Source organism: Bernardetia sp. ABR2-2B, assembly GCF_037126435.1.
Lineage (GTDB): Bacteria > Bacteroidota > Bacteroidia > Cytophagales > Bernardetiaceae > Bernardetia.
The window spans coordinates 1,158,086-1,182,422 of record NZ_CP147020.1; the positions used below are offsets into that span (position 1 = coordinate 1,158,086).

Sequence of the window (24,337 nt, forward strand, 5' to 3'; positions counted from 1 at the left end):
TATGGCTATCTTTATGTACGATGTACTCTTTAAAATACGTTAAAACTACTTTTCTAGTTGCTCTTTTTGCTCAAAATCGGTCTATTTTAGTTACCGATGTAACTATTTTTATGCTTATGAAGAATTATTTTTATTTGTTTTTATTCTTTCTTTCTTCCTGTAGTTCAAATCAAGAACAGAAAATTACAGAAGATTCTGAATTTATTCTATTAGAAAATATACAACAACAAAACTATTCAAAACGAATAGAAACAGGTTTTAAAAATATAGACACTTCTTGTGGAGGACTGGACAAACAACATTATTTGATTTATAAAGAACACGATTCACTCAAAAATATCCATCAAGAATACGGAATTTCGGAATATGGACAGAAATATCGAATTATTGACTCTATCAGCAATGGAAAAATTATTGATTCAAAACGATTTTATTATGGTTTTGAAAATGTCAGTAATGCGTTAAGTCGTTCTATTTTAAATCAAATGCCTATTTCAGAAAAAACTCTTTTCGAAAAGATTGTTTATGAGTATGATTCTGAAAATAATTTGAGGAAAATTGATTATTATACACGAACAGACAAAGCCAAGTATTTATTTTTATCGGATACAAGTTGGAGTGAATGTGAAAGATACTCACTTCCTACTGTAAAAACTGATTATTTGGGTAAATATATGTCAGATTCTATGTATTTGTATCAAATAGCGATTTTCAAAAAAGATACTTTTCTAAATGAAGAACGAACTATGAAATATGTCTTTTCTAAAGATTCTGCTGAAGTGAATAAATTGAATTTGACTTCTCTTTCTAGTTATCTAATGAAAGATTCCATAAGAATACAAATTTCTAAAAGTATAGATTTTGGAAAAGATACTTTAAGTAATGGTTCTTTTGATTATCATCACTCCAAAACTCCTTTAGATAGTATAAAGCACCAAACAATTAATATTGATTCTTGTCCTTTGGAATACAATTTACAAACAGAAAAGATAAAATATGGAAAATCAGTTTGGATTATTTGTAATTAGCTTTCCTTCTTCTCAAAGGCTTTTAGTTCTGCGTTTGCCTCTTTACTTATAAGGATTAAGATTAAACCTAAAATTAATACACAAATTCCAAAAGCAGTTATCATTCCTTCTACTCCCATAGCTAATGATCCAAAAATGGACATAAAAATCAGAATTACTCCCCCAATTAACACTATACTAGAGAGTATTATAAACATAATTTTTGCCCATTTAGGTTTTAACCAAAATAGAGTGGCAATTATACTTACAAATAATAAAGCTATTTCTGAAGTAGTGATACCTTTTACAATGCTTGGAGAAAAAATAGAAATCATTAATAGAGGAAGTGCAAAAGCAGCAATTGTTATAGAATAAATACGATTGATAGACAAAAAATAATTAAGCTGATTTGTCTTTTGTTCGTTTTCATAAAGCATTTGAGAATCTAATGTTTCAATATTTTTCTGTTTCTGTTTTTTATCTAAAAAACCTATTGCAGAGTAAGAAAAGAGAGATAAAAATATAATTGCACTAAGAAAAACAGGAATTGCTTCTAGGTTTTTAAAAGCATAGCCAAACTCATTGTTAAAAGATACTCCGATATAAACTACCAGAAGTATACAGAATGAAATGAGATAACCTAGATACCTAGTTATAAAAGAACGAGTAGTTATCCAAAATACAGAAGATAGAAAACATAGAGCTGCACAAATCACGATAACTATAAATAATGGCGTAAACGGACTTGAAGCTAAATCTTCTATTAACTTATTTAGTGAAATAGCAGAACTTATAACTATTAAACTCAATCCCAAGTAGCAAATTCCAATACCTTTACGAATAGATATATTTTTCATAGTATGTTTTATACAATTATCCTAGCTCCATTTCCTTCACAAACAGGGTTTATATAGGTCTGAATGCGAATATCTACATTTTGATACACTTTTTCTAAAGCATTTTTTATTGTTTCTGCATTTTCTTTTCCTCTTGCCATTGCAAAAACAGAAGGTCCTGAACCCGAAATTCCGAAAGCTAACGCCTTGTTTTCTAAAGCAGCTTGTTTCATTTCTTTAAATTTTGGAATCAAAAGACTACGCATCGGCTCAATAACCAAATCTTGCAACGAATCAGAAAACAAATCATAATCTTTTTCATACAAACTAACCACAAAAGCTCCCATAAGTCCCATTTGCTGACTAAAAGTAGCAACAGAAAGCATCGTTTTTAAAATTTTACGAGAGTCAGAAGTATTGAGTTTTACATGTGGATAAAGCGTAACAGCATAGAGATTTTCCAAAACAGGAAGCTGTAAAATATCGTTTTGTTTATTTCCTTTTGAAAGAATAATTCCACCCAAAATAGAAGGTGCAACATTATCTACGTGTGCGCTTCCACAGGCTACACGTTCGCCTTCGGCAGCAAAAGCAACCAATTCTTTATTCGAATACGGCTTTCCGATAAGCTCATTATATCCAAAAGCTGCTGCTGCACTACTTGCACTACTAGACCCCAAACCACTTCCAGAAGAAAATCCTTTTTTGAGGATAATATCAACTCCAATAAATTCGTTTTGTGCTTCTTGCATCTTACGGATTACGACGGAAGAACAGTTTTTATCAGCTTCTTTTGGTAAATTAGCTCCATTTATAATTTCTAAGATTTTATTTTCTGTTGTTCCATTGGGAGTGAGCGTAATTTCATCGCCCATATTTCCCAAAGAAAGTCCCAAAATATCAAAACCAACATTAAAATTGGCTATTGTGGCTGGTGCAAAGGCTGTTATTTTTTTCATATTTATATCTATTTTTCCAACCGTCAACGAGGCTTAAAGCCGTCGTTGAGGATTGAAATATGTTTTAGTTATTCATAATAAACATCAAATCAGCAAAAACTCCACTTGCTGTTACGGCTGCTCCTGCTCCTGCTCCTTTGATTACTAAAGGCTCATCAACATAACGATTTGTATTTATTGCCACTACATTGTCTTTTCCTTCCAAATTATAAAATGGACTATTCGACGGAATTTCTTGTAATGCAACTGATAAATTACCCTTTTCCATTTTGGCAACAACCTTTAATTTATTGCCTTTCTCATTAGCGTTTTTGTAAAGAGTAGCAAAATGATTTTCGTGTTTTTTTAGATTTTCAAATAGTTCTTCTACTGATTTTGAGTTGGTACACTCGTCTGGTAAAAAGCTATTGAAGGTAATATCTGACATTTCTTTATTCAAACCTGATTCTCTTGAAAGAATTAAGATTTTTCGCATTACATCCAATCCAGAAAGGTCAATTAATGGATTTGGTTCAGTATAACCTTCTTCTTTTGCTTGTAAAACTACGTCGGCAAACTGATTTTCAGCATTATAATTATTAAAAATAAAATTCAGACTACCCGAAATTACAGCTTCAATTTTACCAATTTTATCGCCACTAATTCGGAGGTCATAAATCGTTTTTAAGATGGGAAGAGCTGCACCTACCGAAGTTTCATACTTAAAATAAATATTTCTTTCTTTAGCTAGTTTATTCAATTTCAAATACGTTGAATAATCACTACTACATGCAATTTTGTTACAAGTAACTACCGAAATGCTATTTTTTATCAAAAACTCGTAGCCTTCACTCACAATATCAGAAGCTGTATTATCAATAAAAACAGCATTTCTAAGATTGAGTTTTCTGATAGTTTCGAAATATTCATTTAAAGAAGAATAGGCTTTTGCATTCTTACTCTCTTTCTTTTGTTTGAATTTCAAAACTTCTTCTTTTGTCAATTCTTCTACTCTTTCAAATGTTTCAGAAGAATGATTGAAAAGCATTTTCTTACTATTTGCTACACCTATTACTTTGAGGTTGATTTGATACTCTTCAATTAGTTTTTGTTTTTGAGCAAAAAGGATATTTATAAATTCCGTTCCTACATTTCCGATTCCTGCAATGAAAACGTGAACATTTTTTACTGCCGAAGCAAAGAATTTTTCGTGAATTACATTCAATGCCTTTTCTTCATCTTTTTTATCAATTACGATAGAGATATTTCGCTCTGATGCACCTTGTGCTATTGCTGTAACATTGATACCGTTTTCTCCTATTGCACCAAAAATCTTTCCTGCCAAGCCAATAGCATTTTTCATATTATCGCCCACTAAAGCCACAATACATTGGTTTTCTATAGCTTTTACTTCATTCATCAAGCCTCTTTTGATGTCTTTTTCGAAGGCAGAATTAAGCGCATTTTGAGCAGCCAAAAGTTCAGATTGATTGATTCCTATTCCAATACTTTGTTCGGAACAGCTTTGCGTAATCAAGATAATATTGATATTTGCTTCTTCCAAAATCTGAAAAACTCGTCTAGCACTTCCTTTTTGTTTGGCTAGTCCAACTCCTGAAACAGTAATAATTGCAATTTCATCAAGCGAACAAATACCTTGAATTTTATTTTCTGTCAGTTGGTTTTCGCTGCTGATAAATGTTCCTTCTTGTTCTGGAAAAAATGTATTTTTCAGATACAATGGAATATTTTTATCCATTACTGGCAAAATAGAAGGTGGATACAGAACTTTTGCACCAAAATAAGCCATTTCAAATGCTTCTGCATAACTCAATTTTTGTAAGGAATGTGTCGCCTGTACTTTTCTAGGATTTGCCGTTTGCATTCCATTGACATCACTCCAAATTTCCAAACACGTCGCATCGACAGCATTTGCATAAATAGAAGCCGAAAAATCTGAACCTCCACGCCCCAAAGTAACCGTTTCTCCTTTTTGATTATGTGCTACAAAACCTGCTGCGATATAATTTTTATTCGTTTTTGTGTCGTTGGTGGAGACACCAACAACGGCTAAAATATTTCTAGTCGTTTTATCTAAATCTAAAATGGCATTTAGATAGTCTTTTGATTCGTTGGTAGTGGTTGCAATTAGTTTTTTGCTTTCCAATAATTCAACTTTAACAGCCTTTTTTGGATTGACAGAAAGATATTTTTGGACAATAACAGAAGAAAGTTGCTCTCCAAAGCTTAAAATAGTCGCTCTCGTTCGGTCTGATAATTCTTTCAATGTTCCTACGCTTTCACAAATTGCTTCTAACTGATTACATTTTTGCTGAACCTCTACAAAAAGGTCAATTTGATGCGATTCTGACACTAATTCTTTGATAAAATCAAAATGAAAACTTCTAAATTCTTCTAACAAGTTATGATGTTTTGCTTCTAAAGAAAGGTCTGCAATTTGTTCTAGCTTATTGGTAATTCCTGAAAAGGCAGAAACCACAACAATATAGTTTTCAGTTTTTGAAAAAAGAATAGCAGCTATTTTTTCAAGATTGGATTTTGAGGAAACACTTGTTCCTCCGAATTTCAAGACGAGCATTTGAGATTTATTTATGTAATTGATAAAAATATCAACAACAGAGAGTAAGTTTTGATAAAGAATTTCAAATTTACGATTTAATTTTCAAACTTAATATTCTATCTTTAGAAGTTGTGTTTCTATCGAATAAAGTTAAATAGTTTTAGTATTTCTTGCTTTTTTTGTAAATTGATACATCTATTAATAGCTTTTGACTCCATTGAAGAATATTTTTATTTTTTTAAAAATCCGATTTTTATGTAAGCTGTTATTTTTATGTAAAATAACAGCCTTGTTTTGCTATGTTTATGTTTTTCAATCAACTCCTGTTTTTGGGCAAGATTTATCTTCTCTATATGATTCAGCTCAAAAGTATGGAAGCAAAGATTTAGAAAAGCAAGATTATTATGTGCAAAAATTAATTTTGGAAAGCACAAAACAAACAAATGACTCCTTTTTGTTGAAAGGCTATAACCTAAAATCAGTTATTTCTTATCGAAAAGCCGATACAGATAGTGCTTTTTTTTACATCGCAAAAACATTAGATGTATCTGAAAAAATAAAAAACGACGAAGTAAGAATAGATATGTTACGTTTAAAAGCTTTCATTTATAAAAATAGACGCTATGACAAAGATTCAGCTCTATTTTATCTTGAATTGGCATTAGAAGAAAGCAAGAAAACAAATTATGAACACGGAAAAATTAAAAGCCTAGAAGCAATATCTTTTCTTTCGATGGATGAAGGAAAATACCTTGATGCTACCCAACTGCTATTAAAAGCTAGAAAAATAGCTTATAAAATTCAAGATAACAAAGCGTTATCTAGTATTGCCAATAATATTGGGCATACCTATTTACAGATGGAAATGTATGATAAAGCTCTTCCTTTTTTTGATGAAGCAAATAAATATAGAGACGATACAACAACTATTTCAGTTATTCCCCTCAATATTGCTCACTGTTATTATCAAAAAGGGGAATACAAAAAAGCACTTTCTATTTTGGATAAAAATTCTTCTTTAGCTCTCAAAACCTCATTAAATGCAGCCATAGAATATCATTTAGAATATGTTACTCTTTTTTTAACAACACATGAACCTAAAAAAGCTTTAGAAAAAATAGAAATATTAGATTCTTTATATACAAAAGCTAAACCACAGGCCTACCGTAACTTATTATTATTAAAAGCCAAAACTTACTTACAACTAAAAGATACACTCACAGCTCACAAATACATAAAAGAAGTAGAAAATGAAATAGTTATTGAGAGTGAAGATGATTTTCATAATCGCTTGACTATGCATGAGTTGTTTTCCTACACTTATTCATTTTTAAAAAATTATAAGAAGGCAAATTATCATTCACAAAAATATATTTCACTTTATAAGGCAACTTATAATAAAAAATTGCAACAGAATATTTACGAATCTGAATTAAATCAACGCATTGCATTAGAGCAAAAAGAAAGAGAGCTAGAAAAAATAAAATATACTACTCAATTAGCAAAAGAACATCAAAACACAATTTATTTTTCATTCGGTTTGATTATATTATTACTTATTTTTCTGATTATAACAAGAGCCTATTGGATAAATAAAAAGTATAGTAAAGAGCTAAAAAGCACAAACCATCAACTTTCAGAATCACAAGCAGAAGTGATACAGCAAAATAATATTCTACATGAGCAATCAGAAGAATTGATGAGGCAATCAGCAGAATTAAAATGTTCTCACGAAGAAGTATTGGCAATGAACGATAATTTGGAAAACATTGTCAATGAGCGCAATGAGGAAGTAATAGAGAAAAATAAAATGTTAGAAGAATATGCTTTCATAAATGCTCATAAACTACGTGCGCCTGTTGCTCGTCTTTTAGGAATTATGCAGATTATTGAACTCTCAAAAGATACTAACGAGATAGAGTTTTACCTACAACTCTGTAAGCAAGAAATCGAAGATCTTGACCGTATTATTTGGACTATCAAAGAAGCCATTGAAGAAAAAACTCCTCTTAACCGTTTGGAGTTGGAGAAAAAGAAGGAGATGAAATAAGTATAGACGCCGTACAATCTCTAAATTGGGATTTCAATAAAAAACGTAGTTCCGATTCCTTCTTCAGTTTCGAACCAAATTTTACCATTATGCTTGTCTATTATTTTTTTTGTGATGTCTAGTCCTAATCCACTTCCTTCGCCAATTGGTTTGGTAGTAAAAAAAGCATCAAATACTCGTTCTTGAATTTTCTTTGGTATTCCTCCTCCTGTATCTTGAATAGAAACTAATATGTTGTTTTTAGTTGTGCTAGTAGAAACAATTAAATTTCCCTTTCCTTTCATGGCTTGAATGGCATTATGAATTAGGTTTGTCCAAACTTGCATAAGCTCATCTGGATATCCTAAAAAAGATGGAACATAATCAAGATTTCGCTTTATATCAATGCCTTGTTTTACTTGATTATGATATAATATAAGCGTCGTTTCGATACTCTGATTCAAATCTACCTCTGATTTTTCTTCTGAATGGTCTTGACGAGCAAAATTTTTGAGTGCAAAAACAGTTTTACCAGCTCGTTTTGTTGCTTCTTGTATAGTTTGATTACTTTTAATGACAGTAGAGAGTTGATAAGCTGTTTCGAAGACCTCCTCTTTATTTTCTGTTTGAAGTAGCAACTTTATCATTTCTTTTTCTTGGTGCATATTCATATCTGTTATCAAATCTGCATACTCTTCTACCCCTACAAAGCCTTGCTGTTCTAATTCTTCTATCAAATCATATTTTGCCACTCGCTGTTCTCGTGTGGAAAGTAAATCTGTTTTTTTAGAGGATATTTCTACAAATTTATTAAAAACAACTATCGTTTTATCATCTAGTGTTTTGAGAAAGTTTGGAAGATTTGGAAGTGTTTGTAATAAAATATTTTCAATACTATCAGCTGAAGAACGAATTGCTCCTAAAGGCGTATTTATCTCGTGTGCAATACTAGCAATCAACTGTCCCAAACTAGCTAATTTTTCGGATTGAATAAGCTGTTTTTGAGTAAATTGGAGTTCTTTATAGGCATTTTCTATTTCTGTTTTCTGTTTTCGTAATTGTTCTTGTGTGGTTTTTAGTTCCTCCAAATTCTGCTTTAATTCTTCCTCTGATGCCTGTAAGACTACATTACTTTCTTGAATAGTAAGTGCTTGAGATTGGATTTGTTTGCGCTGCTCTTCCCTTTCTTTTGATTTTAAATAATAGGAACGTCTATCTCTATCTACTAAAAAAGCAAAAATAAATGCTAAGGCTACTGCACTTGCTAAGTCATTAAGGCTATACCTTGAAATATCTGTTAGAATATTTACCTCTAGAGTCCATAACGTCATAAAAAAGCAAATTATAGCTAGAATCATTACTGTGTAGTACACATAAATACGAACAGGAATAAATAGTGAAAGCACTATCACCATACAAAAACCTCCTATATAAGAAGGATCGCCTCCTGTAAGCCCTGTAATCATAGATGTACTAATACCAGCATATGCTCCCAGTACACTCATTAAATGAATAGACTTTTTTTGAAAAAATGGAATCCAGTATAATATAAAAACACTACCACCAACAACTGATAAGCCAATTCTGAAATAAAAAATAGCCTCTACATTTGGATAAAGCTCTGCATCTAAAGGAATATAACCCAGCCAAACGAAAGTAAAGACTAAACTAACAAGTGGCAAAAGTCTTTTACATTGATAGTTTTGTTCCCCTAAATAAGTATCTGGATATTGCCTATTAGCATCTCCATAGATTATAAGTCGTGCTACTTTTTTTATTTTATTCATAACTCTTTTAAAGATAAACGAAGTTCTACATAAAATGTAGTTCTTATGCCTTCTTCTATTTCAAACTAACTTTTGTCATTATATTTTTCATTTTTTTGTAAAATTTAAAGAATAATCTAATTCTTTCAATTATCTATTAAAAACTAACAGAGATAATACTCTCTATTTTATTTGTACTATCTTGAGAAGCAGAGAGATTTTTTTTGAAGTGAATCAATTTCATTTTGGAAAAAACAGACAGAGCGATAAAAAAATCTATCAAAAAAGTAAAAACAGATTTCATGAAAATATTGTGTTTTTTGAGGGAAGCACAAAAGAGACTAAATAAATAACAAAAAAATGAAGTTTTTATATCTACAATATAGTTAAATCATGGCTTTTACATAGAAATTCCCCTCTCTTAAAACTTTAATTTTATGCCTAAAATAATATTTGCTCTCAAATCATCAGCAAAATAATATCATCTGAATTACCTGCTCTAAAAAATTAAGTTGGCTTTACTTCAAAGCCAATTACCAAAATATCATCAATTTGCTTCTGATTTTCTCCTTTCCATTCTTCAAAAATAGCATTCAATGAATCTTCTTGTTCAGAAAAAGAATAATTGGAAATATCTAAAAGTGTTTTTCTAAATCTTTTTGTATTATATTTTAGATTTTCTTCTCCCCCAAATTGGTCTTGAAAGCCATCTGAATAAATATAAAAAGAAGTTGGAGTATCAATAGAAATAGTATGATTGGTAAACATGGTATTCTGCTGACTGATTGAATTTCCTCCTACTGAAATCCTATCTCCTTTTATTACCTTGACCTCTTTATCTTGAATATAAACTAACGGATTTTTTGCACCTGCAAATTCTAGTTTTTTGTTTTCCAAATCTATCATACAAATGGCTGCATCCATTCCGTCTCTTGTTGTTCGAACTTTATTTTCAAGTTGAACATAAGATTCAGATTGATGAAGCACCTTATCTATTTTTTGATTTAGAATAGTAAGGATATGAGAAGGAGTAAGAATATTTCTAGAGTCTATTATCTCATTTAGTAAGTCATTTCCTATCAAAGACATAAATGCCCCAGGAACACCATGACCTGTACAATCAATAGCAGCAATAATAATTTTATTATCCACTTTATGATAATAATAAAAATCTCCACTCACAATATCTCTAGGTTTAAAATAAACAAATGATTGAGGCAAACCTCGTTTTATCTTTCCTATTTTTGGAAGCATTGCATCTTGAATACGCTTGGCATAATTTATACTTGAAGTAATTTTTTTATTTTTTGTTTCAATGATTTTATTTTTATCCTCTAAAGCCATCATGTTATAAGTCATTTCATTGTTCACTAAACTCAACTTATTTTGTGTATTCTCTAATTCTTCAATATTTCGCTTTAATTCTTCTTCAGAAGTTATTAGTCTTCCATTTTTGACTTGTATTTTTTTCTGATTTTTTATCAAAACCATGCTATTTTTTCTAAAAAGAATTGCCCACCAACCACACACAACAGCCATAATAGAAACAATACTAAAATGAAAAACAAGTTGAAAAGTAGTTACTTGAGCTACTGTTTCTCCTCCAAGAGTAATGCCGTTATAACTAATAAAATATTGCCCCAAACTTTCCATTCCATAAGCTACTTGCAAAACAGCTAAAATACTATGATGCCCAACTGTAAGAATAGCGTAAGGAATCATGATACGCCAGTCTTGATAAATAATGAGAAGGGCTGCATTTACAAAAAAGAAAAAATGAGTTTCTGCCATACCATGCATCTGTCCAATGAACTGTAACATGAAAATAGCATAAACAACACCAATAAGCATACGAGCATATAACTTATTTTGAAGTACAAAACGAGCAATCAAATAAATACCCAAAGCACAACCTCCTGTTACCAAACTAAACACCCAAGTTTCATAAACAGGAGCTAAAAAAAAACCGATAATAAAAGATATAATCACAAATTTATCAGATATTTTATCGGCTTGTTTTTGTACTTTTATTAGATATTCTTTGAGATCTATATCTGTTAAAACTTCTTCTTTTATTTTAGGGGAAACTGTATTATCAATTATAGGGGACTGACTCATAGATTTTTAAACATTAAAACAACTATTTTCAGTTGTTTTTTTTATAAAATTATTGCACTATTTCTTGTTTAATGTGTATAATTTTAAATATACTTTTTATTACTGTTTCAATATATAAAATTTATATCACAAAAATCTAATTAATCACTTCTTAAAACTCCAATCTTGCTCCTAGAACAATATTTATTCCCAAATCATCAGCAAAATAACGTTGTCTATTTAGATAATCTCTGTATTCTGTATTGAGTAAGTTATCAACTTTTGCACAAACACGCCATTGTGTTTTTTGCCCTTGAATATTTGTGGAAACTCTCAAACTAATTAGGTTATAAGCAGCAGGAGGAAGTGTAAAATCTTGTTCTTCTAAAATATTATTTTGATAAAAAACATAACGATTTGTTATTTCAAACTGCGTATTGGTTAGTTTTCTTCTTTTTTCAGTCGCTCCAATAGAAATTGGTTTTTGAATCTGATAACGCAAACTGGCTTGTAAAGTATTGGAAGGCATATTTATCAAAGGCAAATCATTGGACAAATCATCTCCTTTTATGAAGCTATAACTTGCCTTCAACCCCACCGACTTCGAAAACTGATAGCGACTAGAAATATCCAAGCCATAAATTTGAGCGTTCGTTTGTTTGTATTTGAAGACTGGAAAAGCTCCACGAATAGTCAGACGAACTTCATTTTCTGGATTTAGATAAATATAATCATCAATATTTTGATAATAAAGTAGCGTTTCGAAAGATAATTTTTCCTTAATTTTTCCACTCAAAGAAAGTGTATTTTTAATAGATTTTTCGGTATTCAAATTCGGATTTCCTTCTTCTATTCCACTTACGCCTTGATGAAGTCCATTACTAAAAAGTTCATTGATAGCAGGATTACGAGTTGCATAACCTACATTATACGAAACTTGAATATGCTCACTCAACTGATAATTAACTCCTAAAGACGAACCAAAATTATTAAAGTTATTATCAAAACGAACAATTTCTCTAGGAATGCTTCGGCTAATCGTAACGGCATTCTGAATCGTGTTTTGATACCTAAAGCCTGTTTCGAAAAACCAATGATTTATACTTTTGGTCAAAACTGTAAAAACTCCTGTTTCATAACTCAAATAATCTGGAATGAGTGGTAAAACCCCTGTTTCTGGGTCGTTGGTATTATCTATAATAGTAGATTGCGCCCCAACTTTGAATATCAAATTATTTTCAAATTCTTTTTGGCATTTTATTTCTGAAAAATAAGAATACTGTTTTAAGTTTAATGCAGGTATTTCTGAGCGTCCACTTCTACGGACATCAAATTCTTTTCGGTTATTAATCTGTGTAGAAAAAGTAAAATCTAGGAATTGTTCAATGATTTTGCCCTTATTTTTTGGTTTTGGTGCAATGTACTTTTTTGAGTGAATTTTAAATAAATGATGGCTTACTCTTTGTTTGGGTGCATCAATATCATAACTAAAATCTTCTTCTGTGAAAAAAGGAACTTCCCGTTCGAAGGCATTTTCTAAATCGGTTAGATTTCCAACATGCGAACCACGCAAAACACCTAATTCTGTATTGAAAGAACTAAAATAAAAGTCTGTAAAGAAATTTTCTGTAAACTGTTTTTCTAATTGAATGGCGATATTTGCTTCCTCACTTCCTGTATTATTTAAAAAATAATCGGCTGCTTTTTTATCGCCACTTTTCTTGAGTGTTCCATTGATTTTCCACGCCACAAAAGACCCATATTGTTCTAATTGTAGGTTTATTCCATTGCTTCTTCCATTGGATTCGAAAAAATAGCTAGTATTTCCGTGCAAATGAGGTTCTCTTTCAATACGTGCAGGTTCTACCAAAATCACACTTCCTAAGTTTGAGCCTTGATACTCCAAACTAGAAACTCCTTTTATTACTCTGATTTTGTTGGCAACTAAAGGGTCTATTTCGGGTGCGTGGTCATTTCCCCATTGTTGTCCACTTTGTGCAATTCCGTTATTTAAGATTGTCAAACGGTTTCCGTAGAGACCATGTACAACAGGTTTTGAGATTCCATTTCCATTTTTAAGTGTACTTACTCCAGAAATTTCTTCTAGCATATTCGAAAGATTTTGATTCGAATTATCTGAAATATGCTGATGATTGAGTGTTTGGGTATTTTGAGTAGAGTTATTTTGCTTTTCACTAATGACAACGCTTTCCAAAACTGTATTGAGTTCGTGGATTTCTACATACAAAACTGTATCGGTCAGAACATCTAAAAAAACATTATGATTTTCACCACTAATATAGCTAAATACAATATGCTGCTTTCCTTTACAAACATTTTTGAGTTCGAAAAATCCTTTCTCATTAGTTGCTGTTCCCTTCAAAGTCTCTTGTACATAGACATTTACAAACTCTAAAGGCTTATTTGTATTTTCATCTGTTATAAAACCTGTTATAGATATGTTGCAGTTTTGAGAAAAAGCAGAAGTATATAATAATAATGAAAAAAGCAGACATAAGGTAAGAAATCGACTTTGCATAAGGACAAACAATTACGAATTACGAATTAAAAATTACGAACTGCTAGAACAATAAAATTTAGCAAAACCAAGTGTGATTTTAGATTATTGAGTAAACAAAATATAATTAATTCGAAAAAGAGAGGAAAAAAGGGTTTTAATTTATGCAAAGGTAATCAAAGATAACAACTTATTGCAACAGCGTTGCATTTATAAAATTCTAAAAAACTGTTATATTATTCATTACTCTACTACTTTCCTAGGAATATGTATAGGCAAACGAGTAAGAAGTTCGTAATTGAGTTGATTACTCATCTCTCCAAAACTAGCTACACTTATTTCTTGTTCGCCTTGCTTTCCTATCAATACTACTTCATCGCCTATTTCTGCACTATTCATTTTTTCTAAGTCAATAATCATCAAATTCATATTTACTACTCCTACTACTGCCATACGTTCGCCACGAATCAAAACCCTTCCCATATTGCTAAGGCTTCGGCTATACCCGTGTGCATAACCCACAGGAACAATAGCAATTTTCATTTTTTGAGAAGCTAAAAAAGATGTACCATACCCTATAAACTCACCAGCTTCTACATCTTTTATTGTCATTATCTTACTTTTCCAAGACAAAACTCGCTTGAGTGGGTCTTGGTGTGTTTTGTTGTCTTTTAAGTATTGAATTAGCGTTTCTTGGGTTGGAAAAAAACCGTATTGTAAGATACCAATCCTGACCATATCCATTTGTGTTTGTGGATAGGCTATTGTTGCAGCAGAACAGGCTGTATGGTATTTTTTGGGAAGAAAAGCAGGATTATCTCTTCGTTTAAAACGCTTTACAATTTTTTTATAATTGATGATTTGTGATTTTACTCGTACATAATTAGCAATACTTTCAGCACCTGCATAATGCGTACAGATTCCTTCCAAAACAAAACAATTCTCATACTTTTTGAGTAACTCAAACATTTTGGGAATATCTCTTTTTGGAATCCCCAAACGATTCATTCCTGTTTCCATTTCCAAATGAATCTTGATAGGAATTTGTGCTTTTTGAGCTAAAGTAAGTCCTGTTTCTAAGCGTTCCAAATCAAAAATATACACTTCTACTCCTGTTTGTATTGCCCATTCTATCTCTTCATTTCCTATCATTCCCATAATCATAATCTCTGAATCAGCTTTTTTTAATTGCTGAACAGCAAAAGCTTCATCTGCCGAAAAAACCGAAAAATGATTGATACCACAAGATTCTGCCAAGGGAATAAAATTATCTAAACCGTGTCCGTAGGCATTTCCTTTTACGACAGAAGATAACACTACCTTTTCTCCTATGAGCTGTCTTAAAAAATTGTAGTTGTTTTGAAGGGCTGATTTACTGATTTCTATATGAGAAGTTGCAAACATTGTTTTTTACTTTTTTTATTTGTGTACTACCAAAGTTAAGTTTCTTAATGATTTAAATCAAGCCGATTAAATAAAATATACTTTCTAATTCTGCCAGCCTCCTAAAAGAATAAGTAAAAGTAATCATTCTGAACAATCTCTAAAAACATTGAAGAAACAGATATTTTCTAATCAAAAATTAAAAAAATAAATTATATCAACAATTTCTATGATTATATCAATAAAAAAGACAATAATTTTCTTCTGTCTATATTTTGTCTATACAGGTTTTTAGGGAAATATAGAAGGATTAGCTTTATTTGATTTGTGTGAAAGCACATCAATTAACTTGTTTTATTAAAAAAACATCAGCTACTCAAATTATAAACTGAAAAATAATCTTGTCAAAAAATGAGATATTATTTTTCATAATCCTTTAACAAAATGAAGAAATTTGACACTCAAAAAAAAACCTATTACAAGATACTATTGCTTGGTATCTTTCTATCTTGCTTATCCATTACATCAATTTTTGCTCAAGCTCCTACTGGAAATAGAGGAGTTTATTTTGATGATAATGCTCAAATAACAAGTGCTTTACCAACTACCAATACAGATGACATAACTGTTTCTTTTTGGATAAAAAAACAAGCCAATCAAGTAGGAACTGTTATTTATAATGGAACACAAGGCACAAACGGATACGGAGTAAACCTAGATGCAACAGGTAGAGTAATCGTAGAACTAGGAGGAGTTATTTTACTAGTTTCAGATATTACTCTAATAACAAACGAATGGACTTATATTAGTGTCATCCGAAATTCTAGTACATGGTCAATTTATAAAAATGCTATAATAGCAAGTTTTACATCTGGCGTGGTTACCTCTAGTCCTCAAACTCCAACAAATAACTTTCAGTTTGGTAAAACAGCAATTACATCTAGTTTTATTGGTCAATTAGATGAAGTAAAAATATTCAATAGCGTTCGCTCTGCTGCAAATTTAACTACTGATATGAGTTCTACTACTTTAGATGGAGCAGTTGCTTTTTGGCGTTTTGAAGAAGCTAATGGAACGACTGTAAACGATGTGAGTACAAACTTTAACGGAACTTTTGCTACAGCTCCTAATACTCCTCTTCGTGCATTGAGAGTAAAAAATACAAATGATAGTGGAACAGAATCATTAAGAGAAGTGATAGCAACAGCAGAAACAGATGCAGATAAAAATTATATCGATTTTAGTATTCCTAACGCACCTCCTCATACAATAAACTTAGCAAGTAATATTCCTAACATAACTACCTCTCTATTGATTGATGGTAGCTCACAAGAAGGCTTTGCAGTTTATTCTTCTACTGGGATGATAAATGTTAGAGGTACTACTGGCGTAGATTGGGGATTTAGGTTTTTTGGTGGAACAAATACGGATTCAGAAGTATATGGTCTATGGATTACTAATTTCGATGGCTATGGAATATTTCAAAGCAATGCAACAAACATCAAAATAGGTGCAGAAAACAAAGGAAATGTCATAGGAAATATTTCAGGAAGAGGTATATATATTTTAGGTGGAAATTCTATCATTGTTCAAGGTAACAGAATAGGAACAAACCCAGAGGGAACAGCAATAGCAGCAAATTCAGACTGGGGTATAGATGTACAAACCAATCCTGTTAGTGTTTTGATAGGTGGGCAAAGAGGTACTACCATAGGAAACCAAGGAGAAGGAAATCTAATATCTGGAAACACAGCAGGAGGTATAATCTTAAATGGCAATGGGCATAATGTACAAGGGAATTTAATCGGTACAAATATTTCTCAAGATGCAGCCATTCCAAACGGTTCGACAGGTATAACTGTACAATGTACGTCGTGTACAGCAGCTGCTCCAATAAATCAAATCGGTGGTTCTATTTCTGATCGAAGAGGAAATATCATAGGATATAACGAAATAGGAATTAGAGTTGGGGGTCCTAATGTAAGGGTAGAAGGAAATCTAATCGGCATTAATCAGAATGATGTAACAATCCCTAATACTGATGAGGGAATAGCTATAGACAATTATTTTTCTACAGTCGTACCTGCTAATATTGTAATAGGTAATACTTCACCTGACCTCCGTAATGTTATTTCAGGAAATAGCTTCGGTATAAATATTTCTGCTGCTGAAGGTACTCAAGTGATTGGAAATTATATAGGAACTACGAGTACAGGTATGGCAGCTCATCCAAACGGAAAGGGAATATCAATGCAGAGAGCTAATAATACTATTGGAGGAGCGACTGCTGCACATGGAAATCTTATTTCAGGAAATACTCAAATTGGGATAGAGCTATTTAGTAACGCAACAGGAATCACAGTTCAAAACAATAGAATAGGTGTAAAATCAGATGGTACTGCATTAGGAAATGGGTCAGAAGGAATTTCTTGTTCAAGTGGCTCTAACTCAATTATATCTAATACTATAGCTTATAACGCAAATATTGGTGTACAAATATTTACTAGTACATCGATTTTAGTATCTGAAAATGAAATTTATTGTAATGGTAATACTGCTATTACTTTGGGTGGTGGAGGAAATACAGAAAAACAAGCACCTATTATTACAGGTGTTACAACTTCTGCTATTTCAGGAACGTGTGCTACTTGTGCTGATGGGGAAGTGATAGAAGTATTTACAGATAATACAGCTTGTACAAATACTGGAGGAAGAAATTATCTAGGAAATACGACTGTTACAGGAAACAACTGGAGTTTTGCAGGTACTTTTTCTACTGCAAGTACATTTTCTGCTACTGCAACTGATGCTGCTAATAATACTTCTCCTTTTGGTTTTTTTCAAAGTCCAGAAATTGATATACAAGGAAATGGAAATAGTATAACTGATGGCTCTACGGGTGTTTCTACTACTGATGATACAGATTTTGGAGATGTAACTACAAATAAGACAGTTACTTATACCATCCGAAATATAGGGATAGAGCCATTGACAGTTTCTACTATTGGCATAACAGGAGCAAATGCTGGTAACTTTGCGGTAAGTAATATTGCTCTTCCAGCAACGGTTCCAGCTAATGGAAACATTACATTTGATGTTACTTTTACTTTATCATTGGGTGTTAATAATGCTATTGTTACTGTCAATAGTAATGACGATGACGAAGCAGCTTATAATTTTGCAATACGAGCAACAGGAGTTATTCCTCCTAATTTCTTTGTAAAAACAACTGGTAATGATACAAATACAGGTGCAGATTTTGCCAATGCTTTTGCTACTTTAGAGAAAGCTCTTTCTGTAGCTCTTGCAGGGTCTAAAATATATGTAGCCACTGGTACATACAAACCTACACAAGAATTTGATTTTGATGCGAGTGGTGGAACAAATCCTAGAGAAGTTACCTTCCAAATTCCAGATAATGTAGAGGTTTATGGAGGTTTTACAGGAAACGAAACAGGAGCTATTACACAAGCTGTTTTAGATGCTCGTAACTTTACCACCAACGAGACAACGCTTAGTGGAGATATTGATAATAATGATGCTTTTTCAGGAACTTTTCCTTCTTTTACTTATGGAAATTATGCTGGAAATTCCTACCATGTAGTCTATACAAAAAATGTTTCCTCAGCTACAAAATTAGATGGCTTTACTATCAAGGCTGGAAATGCTGATGCACCCACTACTAGTGATAATAACGCAACAGGAGCAGGCTGGTTTAATGACGGACGTGGAACAGGAAATAGCTCTAACCCTACAATTACGAATTGTTCATTCTTACAAAATACGGCTAGAGAAGTAGGAGGAGCAATCTACAATTTTGCAAGTCCACTAGGCAATGCTAGTCCTAATATAACAAACTGTTCATTTTCTCAAAATAGTGCAGGAGCTGCAGGAGCTGCAATGTATAATGGTGGAAATGAAGGAACATCTAGTCCTAGTATAGTAAATTGTATCTTCTTTCAAAATAGGTCTGATATTCATGGAGGAGCAATATTCAATGATGGAAATGCAGGAGGTACTTCTAGCCCTAGTATAATAAATTGTTCATTCTCTCAAAATAGAGCTATTATTGGTATTGGTGGTGCAATCTATAATTTTGGAACTGCTGGTACTTCTAGTCCTAGTATAATAAATTGTTCGTTCTCCTTAAATATAGCTGGTAATCTTGGAGGCGCAATGTATAATAAAGCAGATAATGGAGGAACTTCAAATACTGTCATTCGCAATTCTATTTTTTGGGAAAATTCAGATAATAATGGGATAAGCTCTTGGTTCAATGAGAGTGCTCTACCTAACGTAGATTATTCTTTGATAGAAGAGGCTGAAAGTAACTTATCTGCTGGTACAGTAAGTGGAATAAATAATGTCTTTACTCAAAATCCACTTTTTGTAAATACTGCTACTGGAGATTTGAGCCTTCAAGCAAATTCTTTAGCTGCTAATACAGGAGATAATACAGCTATAAATGCAACAGGTATTACTGTTGATGTAGCAGGAAACCCAAGAATATTTAATACGAATGTTGATAAAGGAGCTTATGAACTTCAATCTGCTTCTTCTGCTCCTCCTGAAATAAATGTAAGAGGAGGTGCATCATTGATTAGTATTTTAGATGGAGATACTACACCTAATACAGCAGATGATACAGATTTTGGTACAGTAGGTAGCACTAAAACAGTTACTTACACGATACAAAACCAAGGTGGTTCTGACCTTACAATTTCTTCTATTAATATAACTGGAACAGATGCTACTCAATTTGGAGTAAGTAGTTTTACAAATGGTACTATAATTCCAATAAATGGAAATACTACATTTGATGTAACTTACACACCAAATTCTCCAGCCCTACAAACAGCTACAATTATTGTAAATAGTGATGATCCAAATGAAGCTGCGTATGACTTTGCAGTTAGTGGAACAAGTGGACTTGTAGCTTTCCCTTATGTAGAATCTTTTACAACAGGGACTATACCTTCAAAATGGTCTGATGTAGCAGTTGCTGGAAATGACTTTTGGAGATTTTCAGGTAATGCTGATTATGCTGCTGAACTTATAGGAGACCATACAGTAGGTGGAGGTACAAACTATGCATGGGTAGATGGTTCTACTCCGAATGGAGCAGGTTTTGTAAATACACTTTATACTCCTTTTGTTGATATTAGTGGAGCAACAGACCCAGAAATTTCATTTTGGATATATTCTCATTCAACAGACCCTATAACAGATTATAATACAATTTTGGTAGAGTTTTATGATGGAGCAGCTTGGAATACTGTACTTAACAACAGAGGAAGTCTAGGAGATATGTGGAATAGAATAGAAGTAAACCTTGCTAGTTATACTATTACAGGTTCTGTACAGCTTCGTTTCACGCTTACTCAAAATGGAAATCAGGCATTTTATAATGATATTTTGATTGATGATGTAGCTTTTGCAGAAAAAGTAATAGAGATAGATGTAGTAGGAAATAATACGAGTATATCAGATGGTTCTACTACTCCTTCAGTTACAAATGATACAGATTTTGGAAATGTCCCTAATGGTTCTAAGACTGTAACTTATACAATTCAGAGTATAGGATCTAAAGACTTGTCTATTTCTTCTATTAATATAACAGGTACAAATGCAACTGATTTTGTAGTCAATAATTTTACACCTCCTACAGTCATTAATCCATCTAACTCTGCTACATTTGATGTTACCTTTACACCCTCTTCAGAAGGCACAAAGACGGCTACAATTACTATCAATAATGATGATACCGATGAAAGCGCATATGATTTTGCTATCACAGGAGAAAAGGATTGTAATGGAACTAATACAATTTCATCACAAGCAGGAACAGAAACACTTACTTCTGATGCAAGCCAAACAACACCTTTCTATACTTTCTATGAAGATAGTCGTAAGCAATTTCTTATAAGAGCAAGTGAGCTGACAAGTATAGCAGGTAGTTATTCATTAACTAGGTTAGCATTTGATGTCAGTAATGCTCAATCTCAAACAATGAATAACTTCAATGTAAAAATAAAAACCACGACAGCAAATGAATTTACATCAGCAACATTTGACGGTGGTTTTACAACAGTATATTCAGGAACTCATGTGGCAACTAATGGACTAAATTGGTTCAATTTTATAACTCCTTTTGCTTGGAATGGTACGGACAATCTGATTGTTGAAGTATGTTTTGATAATACAAGTTTTACGAGTTCAAGTGAAGTGAGATATTCTACAACACCTTTTACAAGTGTAGTATATGATTATGATGATGGAGCAACAGGTTGTAATCTTACAAATACGAATGTTGGTAGTGGAAGTAACAGACCTAATATAGTATTTGAGTTGGAAGCTCCTTTACCAGAGATTGACCTCTTAGGCAATGCTACTTCTATTACAGATGGAGACACAACTCCAAATGTAACAGACAATACAGATTTTGGAAGTGTAGCTACAAGTAGAACTATTAATTATACGATTCAAAATACAGCAGCAAGTTCTATTCTGACTATTGCAGATATTAGCGTAAGTGGAACTAATAGTGGTGATTTTGTAGTAAGTAATTTTACAAATAATACGACAGTCTTAGGAAGTAATAACACTACATTTGATATTACCTTTACACCAAGTGGAACAGGAACAAGAACAGCAACCATCACTGTTAATAACGATGATTGTGATGAAGCTGCCTATGATTTCGTGGTACAAGGAACAAGTAGCACCACACCTCTTACTATTACAGCCACTACAACGTCAATAAACTGTGTGGGTACAAATGGTGCAATCGATGTAACCATAACTGGAGGAACTCCTCCTTATAATTTCTCTTGGTCAAATGGAGAAACGACAGAAGATATTTCTGCATCAGAAGTAGGAGAATATACAGTAAATGTTACGGATGGTACAACAACAACTTATACACGCACTTTTCTTATAGGTAATATAGTAGATTGGGAAAATATGAGCAATATCTCTATTACAGGTAATGTAGTTACGAAAGATAATACTATCGGCTGGACAAGTGGAGCAAACTCTGCCTCTACTCAACGAATAGCTCGTAATAATGATGGCTGGATAAGTAATACCATTACTGCTACTACAAGTTTCTATATGGTAGGTTTAGCCAAACCAAATGCAATTACCTCTTATACCTCTATTGATTATGCATGGTATTTTGTAGGAAATGGTAGGGCAATCCCAAGCTACAACAAACAACGAGGAACAGTAGTAGAATACCAAATAGGAGACATATTTACAGTAGCTAGAGAAGGAAACCAAATAAAATTCTATAAAAATGGAGTAGTTACTCATCAATATACTATTAATTCTAATGAGGTTTTGATCGCTGACGTGGCTATTTATTCAGGAAGTACAGGAGAGTTACAAACTTCATTTTGTGGTGCTAACGGTGGAACTCAAATTTATACAGCAGCTACTACAGGAATTGAATGTAATAATGATGGAACTACTGGAAGTATCGATATTGAAGCTACAGGAGCAACTTATTTATGGTCGACAGGAGCAACATCTCAAGATATTTCTGGGTTAGATGCAGGAACGTATCAACTAGAACTCACTAAAGATGGAATTTTATATACCTCTTCTTATCTAATTGGTGCGCCTCTTATGTGGACAAACTTAACAAACTTAGCTCTAAACGGAGATGGACAATTAGACCATACAAGCTCAACAGGATGGAATACAAATGCAAATTCAACTCAAAAAGTAAGAGGAGATGGAGGAATTGTATTCAAGGTAGATAATACAACTACAGCATCTATGATTGGTCTATCCAAAACAGAAGAAGGAGCAGGATTTATGTCTATTGATTATGCTATCTATACGGCTGCCAATGGCAAATTATATGTGTTTGAAAATGGTGCTAACAGAGGAGATTTTGGAACATATCAAATAGGAGATGGGTTCAAAATAGAACGAGTAGGAACTCAAATATACTATTCTAAAAATGGAACTATTTTCTATACAAGCACGAGTACAGCACCAACAGATGATTTGGAGGTGGACGTTAGTTTATCCACAGCGAATGCAACACTACCAGAAGTTTTGTTTATAAATTGTGCAGTAAATCTAGCTATTTCAGCTCCCCTATTAAATTGTGGTGTTAGCACAGGGTCAGCTACGGCTACATTGACAGGAGGAACATTTACCACTTCTTATGTTTGGAAAAATGGTGCTGGTACAACGGTAAGTACAACCAACACACTTAGCAACCAGCCTATTGGCTATTATACTGTTACGGCAAGTGGTGCTTTTGGAAGCTTTACAAAATCAGTTCTACTTAGCTATCCTATTGATTTTGTAGTAGAAGCAAATACGATAATAAGTGGTACAACAGTAAGCAAAAGTATAGCAACTTCTACTTGGGATGCAGGTGTACATACAACCAATCTGTTGAATGCAAACCAAGATGGTTTTGTAGAAAATACAATTTTGGAGAATACTTCGTATATGTTTGGATTAACTCTGCAGAATACTAATCCTTCTTTTACTTCTATCAAATACAGATGGTATGTACTACTAAACGGAAGAGCAATTGCAGGTGGTGGAGTAGTCATTGACTACAATGAAGGAGACAAACTGCGTGTAGAGCGTGTCGGAAGTGTAGTAAAATATTTCCATAATAAAATAGAAATTAGCCAACAAAGCATAGACCCAAGTGAAGAACTAATTGCTGATGTAGCTATTTATACACCAAATGGAAATGCTGGTAGTTATAAAATTTCTTTCTGTAATAGTGGAATAATTGGAACCCCACCACTAAACAAAATACAAACTGCATCTAGTTTAGAAGTAGATACATTCAAAATCTACCCTAACCCAAGTACAGGTATTTTCAAAGTACATTTTGGTACATCTATTTCAGAAAATATTCAAGTAACCATATTTGATGGAATAGGTAGAAAAGTAAGTACACACACTTTTGAGAAAGGAAAACAAGATTTCAATGTAAACCTTAAAAACCAATCAAAAGGAATGTATCTTATTCATTTCAATCAAAACGGAGCTACCTACTCCAAACAGCTTATTTTAGAATAAAAAATAAAACATCTTTTTTAAATCAAAAAACTCCATTTTCCTTGAAAGTGGAGTTTTTTTGTACCAAAAAATCAATCATTAACAATGTATATCCAACCTGTTTATACAAAAATCCGTATCTT

Annotated in this window: 10 protein-coding genes; 3 read left to right on the top strand and 7 right to left on the bottom strand. The window is 32.4% G+C overall.

Annotation, left to right across the window (positions count from 1 at the left end):
• The first annotated feature begins 116 nt into the window (after positions 1 to 116).
• On the top strand, positions 117 to 1,028 hold the full coding sequence (locus WAF17_RS04865) for a hypothetical protein (RefSeq protein ID WP_338766960.1): 912 nt from the start codon (positions 117 to 119) through the stop codon (positions 1,026 to 1,028).
• Here WAF17_RS04865 and WAF17_RS04870 read toward each other — a convergent pair.
• From WAF17_RS04870 to thrA, 3 genes are all read right to left on the bottom strand, one after another.
• Positions 1,025 to 1,864: a hypothetical protein gene (locus tag WAF17_RS04870; protein WP_338766963.1), complete on the bottom strand. Its 840-nt coding sequence runs from the start codon at positions 1,862 to 1,864 to the stop codon at positions 1,025 to 1,027. The genes WAF17_RS04865 and WAF17_RS04870 overlap by 4 nt on opposite strands.
• Before the next feature lie 8 nt (positions 1,865 to 1,872).
• The gene (locus WAF17_RS04875; protein WP_338766966.1) at positions 1,873 to 2,802 is read right to left on the bottom strand and encodes a homoserine kinase; all 930 of its coding nucleotides are present in this window, start codon (positions 2,800 to 2,802) and stop codon (positions 1,873 to 1,875) included.
• 64 nt (positions 2,803 to 2,866) lie between these two features.
• Positions 2,867 to 5,380 (bottom strand): bifunctional aspartate kinase/homoserine dehydrogenase I, encoded by a 2,514-nt coding sequence (thrA, locus tag WAF17_RS04880; protein WP_338766968.1) that lies wholly within the window; start codon positions 5,378 to 5,380, stop codon positions 2,867 to 2,869.
• A gap of 271 nt (positions 5,381 to 5,651) precedes the next feature.
• On the opposite strand from thrA, the gene WAF17_RS04885 reads away from it, so the two are divergent.
• Positions 5,652 to 7,412 (top strand): tetratricopeptide repeat protein, encoded by a 1,761-nt coding sequence (locus tag WAF17_RS04885; protein WP_338766970.1) that lies wholly within the window; start codon positions 5,652 to 5,654, stop codon positions 7,410 to 7,412.
• A gap of 20 nt (positions 7,413 to 7,432) precedes the next feature.
• On the opposite strand, the gene WAF17_RS04890 is transcribed toward WAF17_RS04885, so the two are convergent.
• The 4 genes from WAF17_RS04890 to alr all read right to left on the bottom strand — a co-directional run bounded on the left by WAF17_RS04890 (position 7,433) and on the right by alr (position 15,176).
• Positions 7,433 to 9,178: an ATP-binding protein gene (locus WAF17_RS04890; protein ID WP_338766972.1), complete on the bottom strand. Its 1,746-nt coding sequence runs from the start codon at positions 9,176 to 9,178 to the stop codon at positions 7,433 to 7,435.
• A gap of 486 nt (positions 9,179 to 9,664) precedes the next feature.
• Positions 9,665 to 11,275 carry a SpoIIE family protein phosphatase gene (locus tag WAF17_RS04895; protein ID WP_338766975.1) on the bottom strand — a complete coding sequence of 537 codons (1,611 nt, stop codon included), beginning with the start codon at positions 11,273 to 11,275 and terminating at the stop codon, positions 9,665 to 9,667.
• A gap of 151 nt (positions 11,276 to 11,426) precedes the next feature.
• Positions 11,427 to 13,793, bottom strand: a complete 2,367-nt coding sequence (locus WAF17_RS04900) for a TonB-dependent receptor (protein WP_338766978.1) — start codon at positions 13,791 to 13,793, stop codon at positions 11,427 to 11,429.
• 222 nt (positions 13,794 to 14,015) lie between these two features.
• Positions 14,016 to 15,176 (bottom strand): alanine racemase, encoded by a 1,161-nt coding sequence (gene alr, locus WAF17_RS04905; RefSeq protein WP_338766982.1) that lies wholly within the window; start codon positions 15,174 to 15,176, stop codon positions 14,016 to 14,018.
• A 423-nt stretch (positions 15,177 to 15,599) separates the two neighbouring features.
• Between alr and WAF17_RS04910 the strand changes: the two genes are divergently transcribed.
• On the top strand, positions 15,600 to 24,215 hold the full coding sequence (locus WAF17_RS04910) for a choice-of-anchor D domain-containing protein (RefSeq protein ID WP_338766985.1): 8,616 nt from the start codon (positions 15,600 to 15,602) through the stop codon (positions 24,213 to 24,215).
• The last annotated feature ends 122 nt before the right edge of the window (positions 24,216 to 24,337 follow it).

Coding starts and splice junctions, on each gene's coding strand:
- WAF17_RS04865 (WP_338766960.1), top strand. CDS start 117: ATGAAGAATTATTTTTATTTGTTTTTATTCTTTCTTTCTTCCTGTAGT.
- WAF17_RS04870 (WP_338766963.1), bottom strand. CDS start 1,864: ATGAAAAATATATCTATTCGTAAAGGTATTGGAATTTGCTACTTGGGA.
- WAF17_RS04875 (WP_338766966.1), bottom strand. CDS start 2,802: ATGAAAAAAATAACAGCCTTTGCACCAGCCACAATAGCCAATTTTAAT.
- thrA (WP_338766968.1), bottom strand. CDS start 5,380: ATGCTCGTCTTGAAATTCGGAGGAACAAGTGTTTCCTCAAAATCCAAT.
- WAF17_RS04890 (WP_338766972.1), bottom strand. CDS start 9,178: ATGAATAAAATAAAAAAAGTAGCACGACTTATAATCTATGGAGATGCT.
- WAF17_RS04895 (WP_338766975.1), bottom strand. CDS start 11,275: ATGAGTCAGTCCCCTATAATTGATAATACAGTTTCCCCTAAAATAAAA.
- WAF17_RS04900 (WP_338766978.1), bottom strand. CDS start 13,793: ATGCAAAGTCGATTTCTTACCTTATGTCTGCTTTTTTCATTATTATTA.
- alr (WP_338766982.1), bottom strand. CDS start 15,176: ATGTTTGCAACTTCTCATATAGAAATCAGTAAATCAGCCCTTCAAAAC.
- WAF17_RS04910 (WP_338766985.1), top strand. CDS start 15,600: ATGAAGAAATTTGACACTCAAAAAAAAACCTATTACAAGATACTATTG.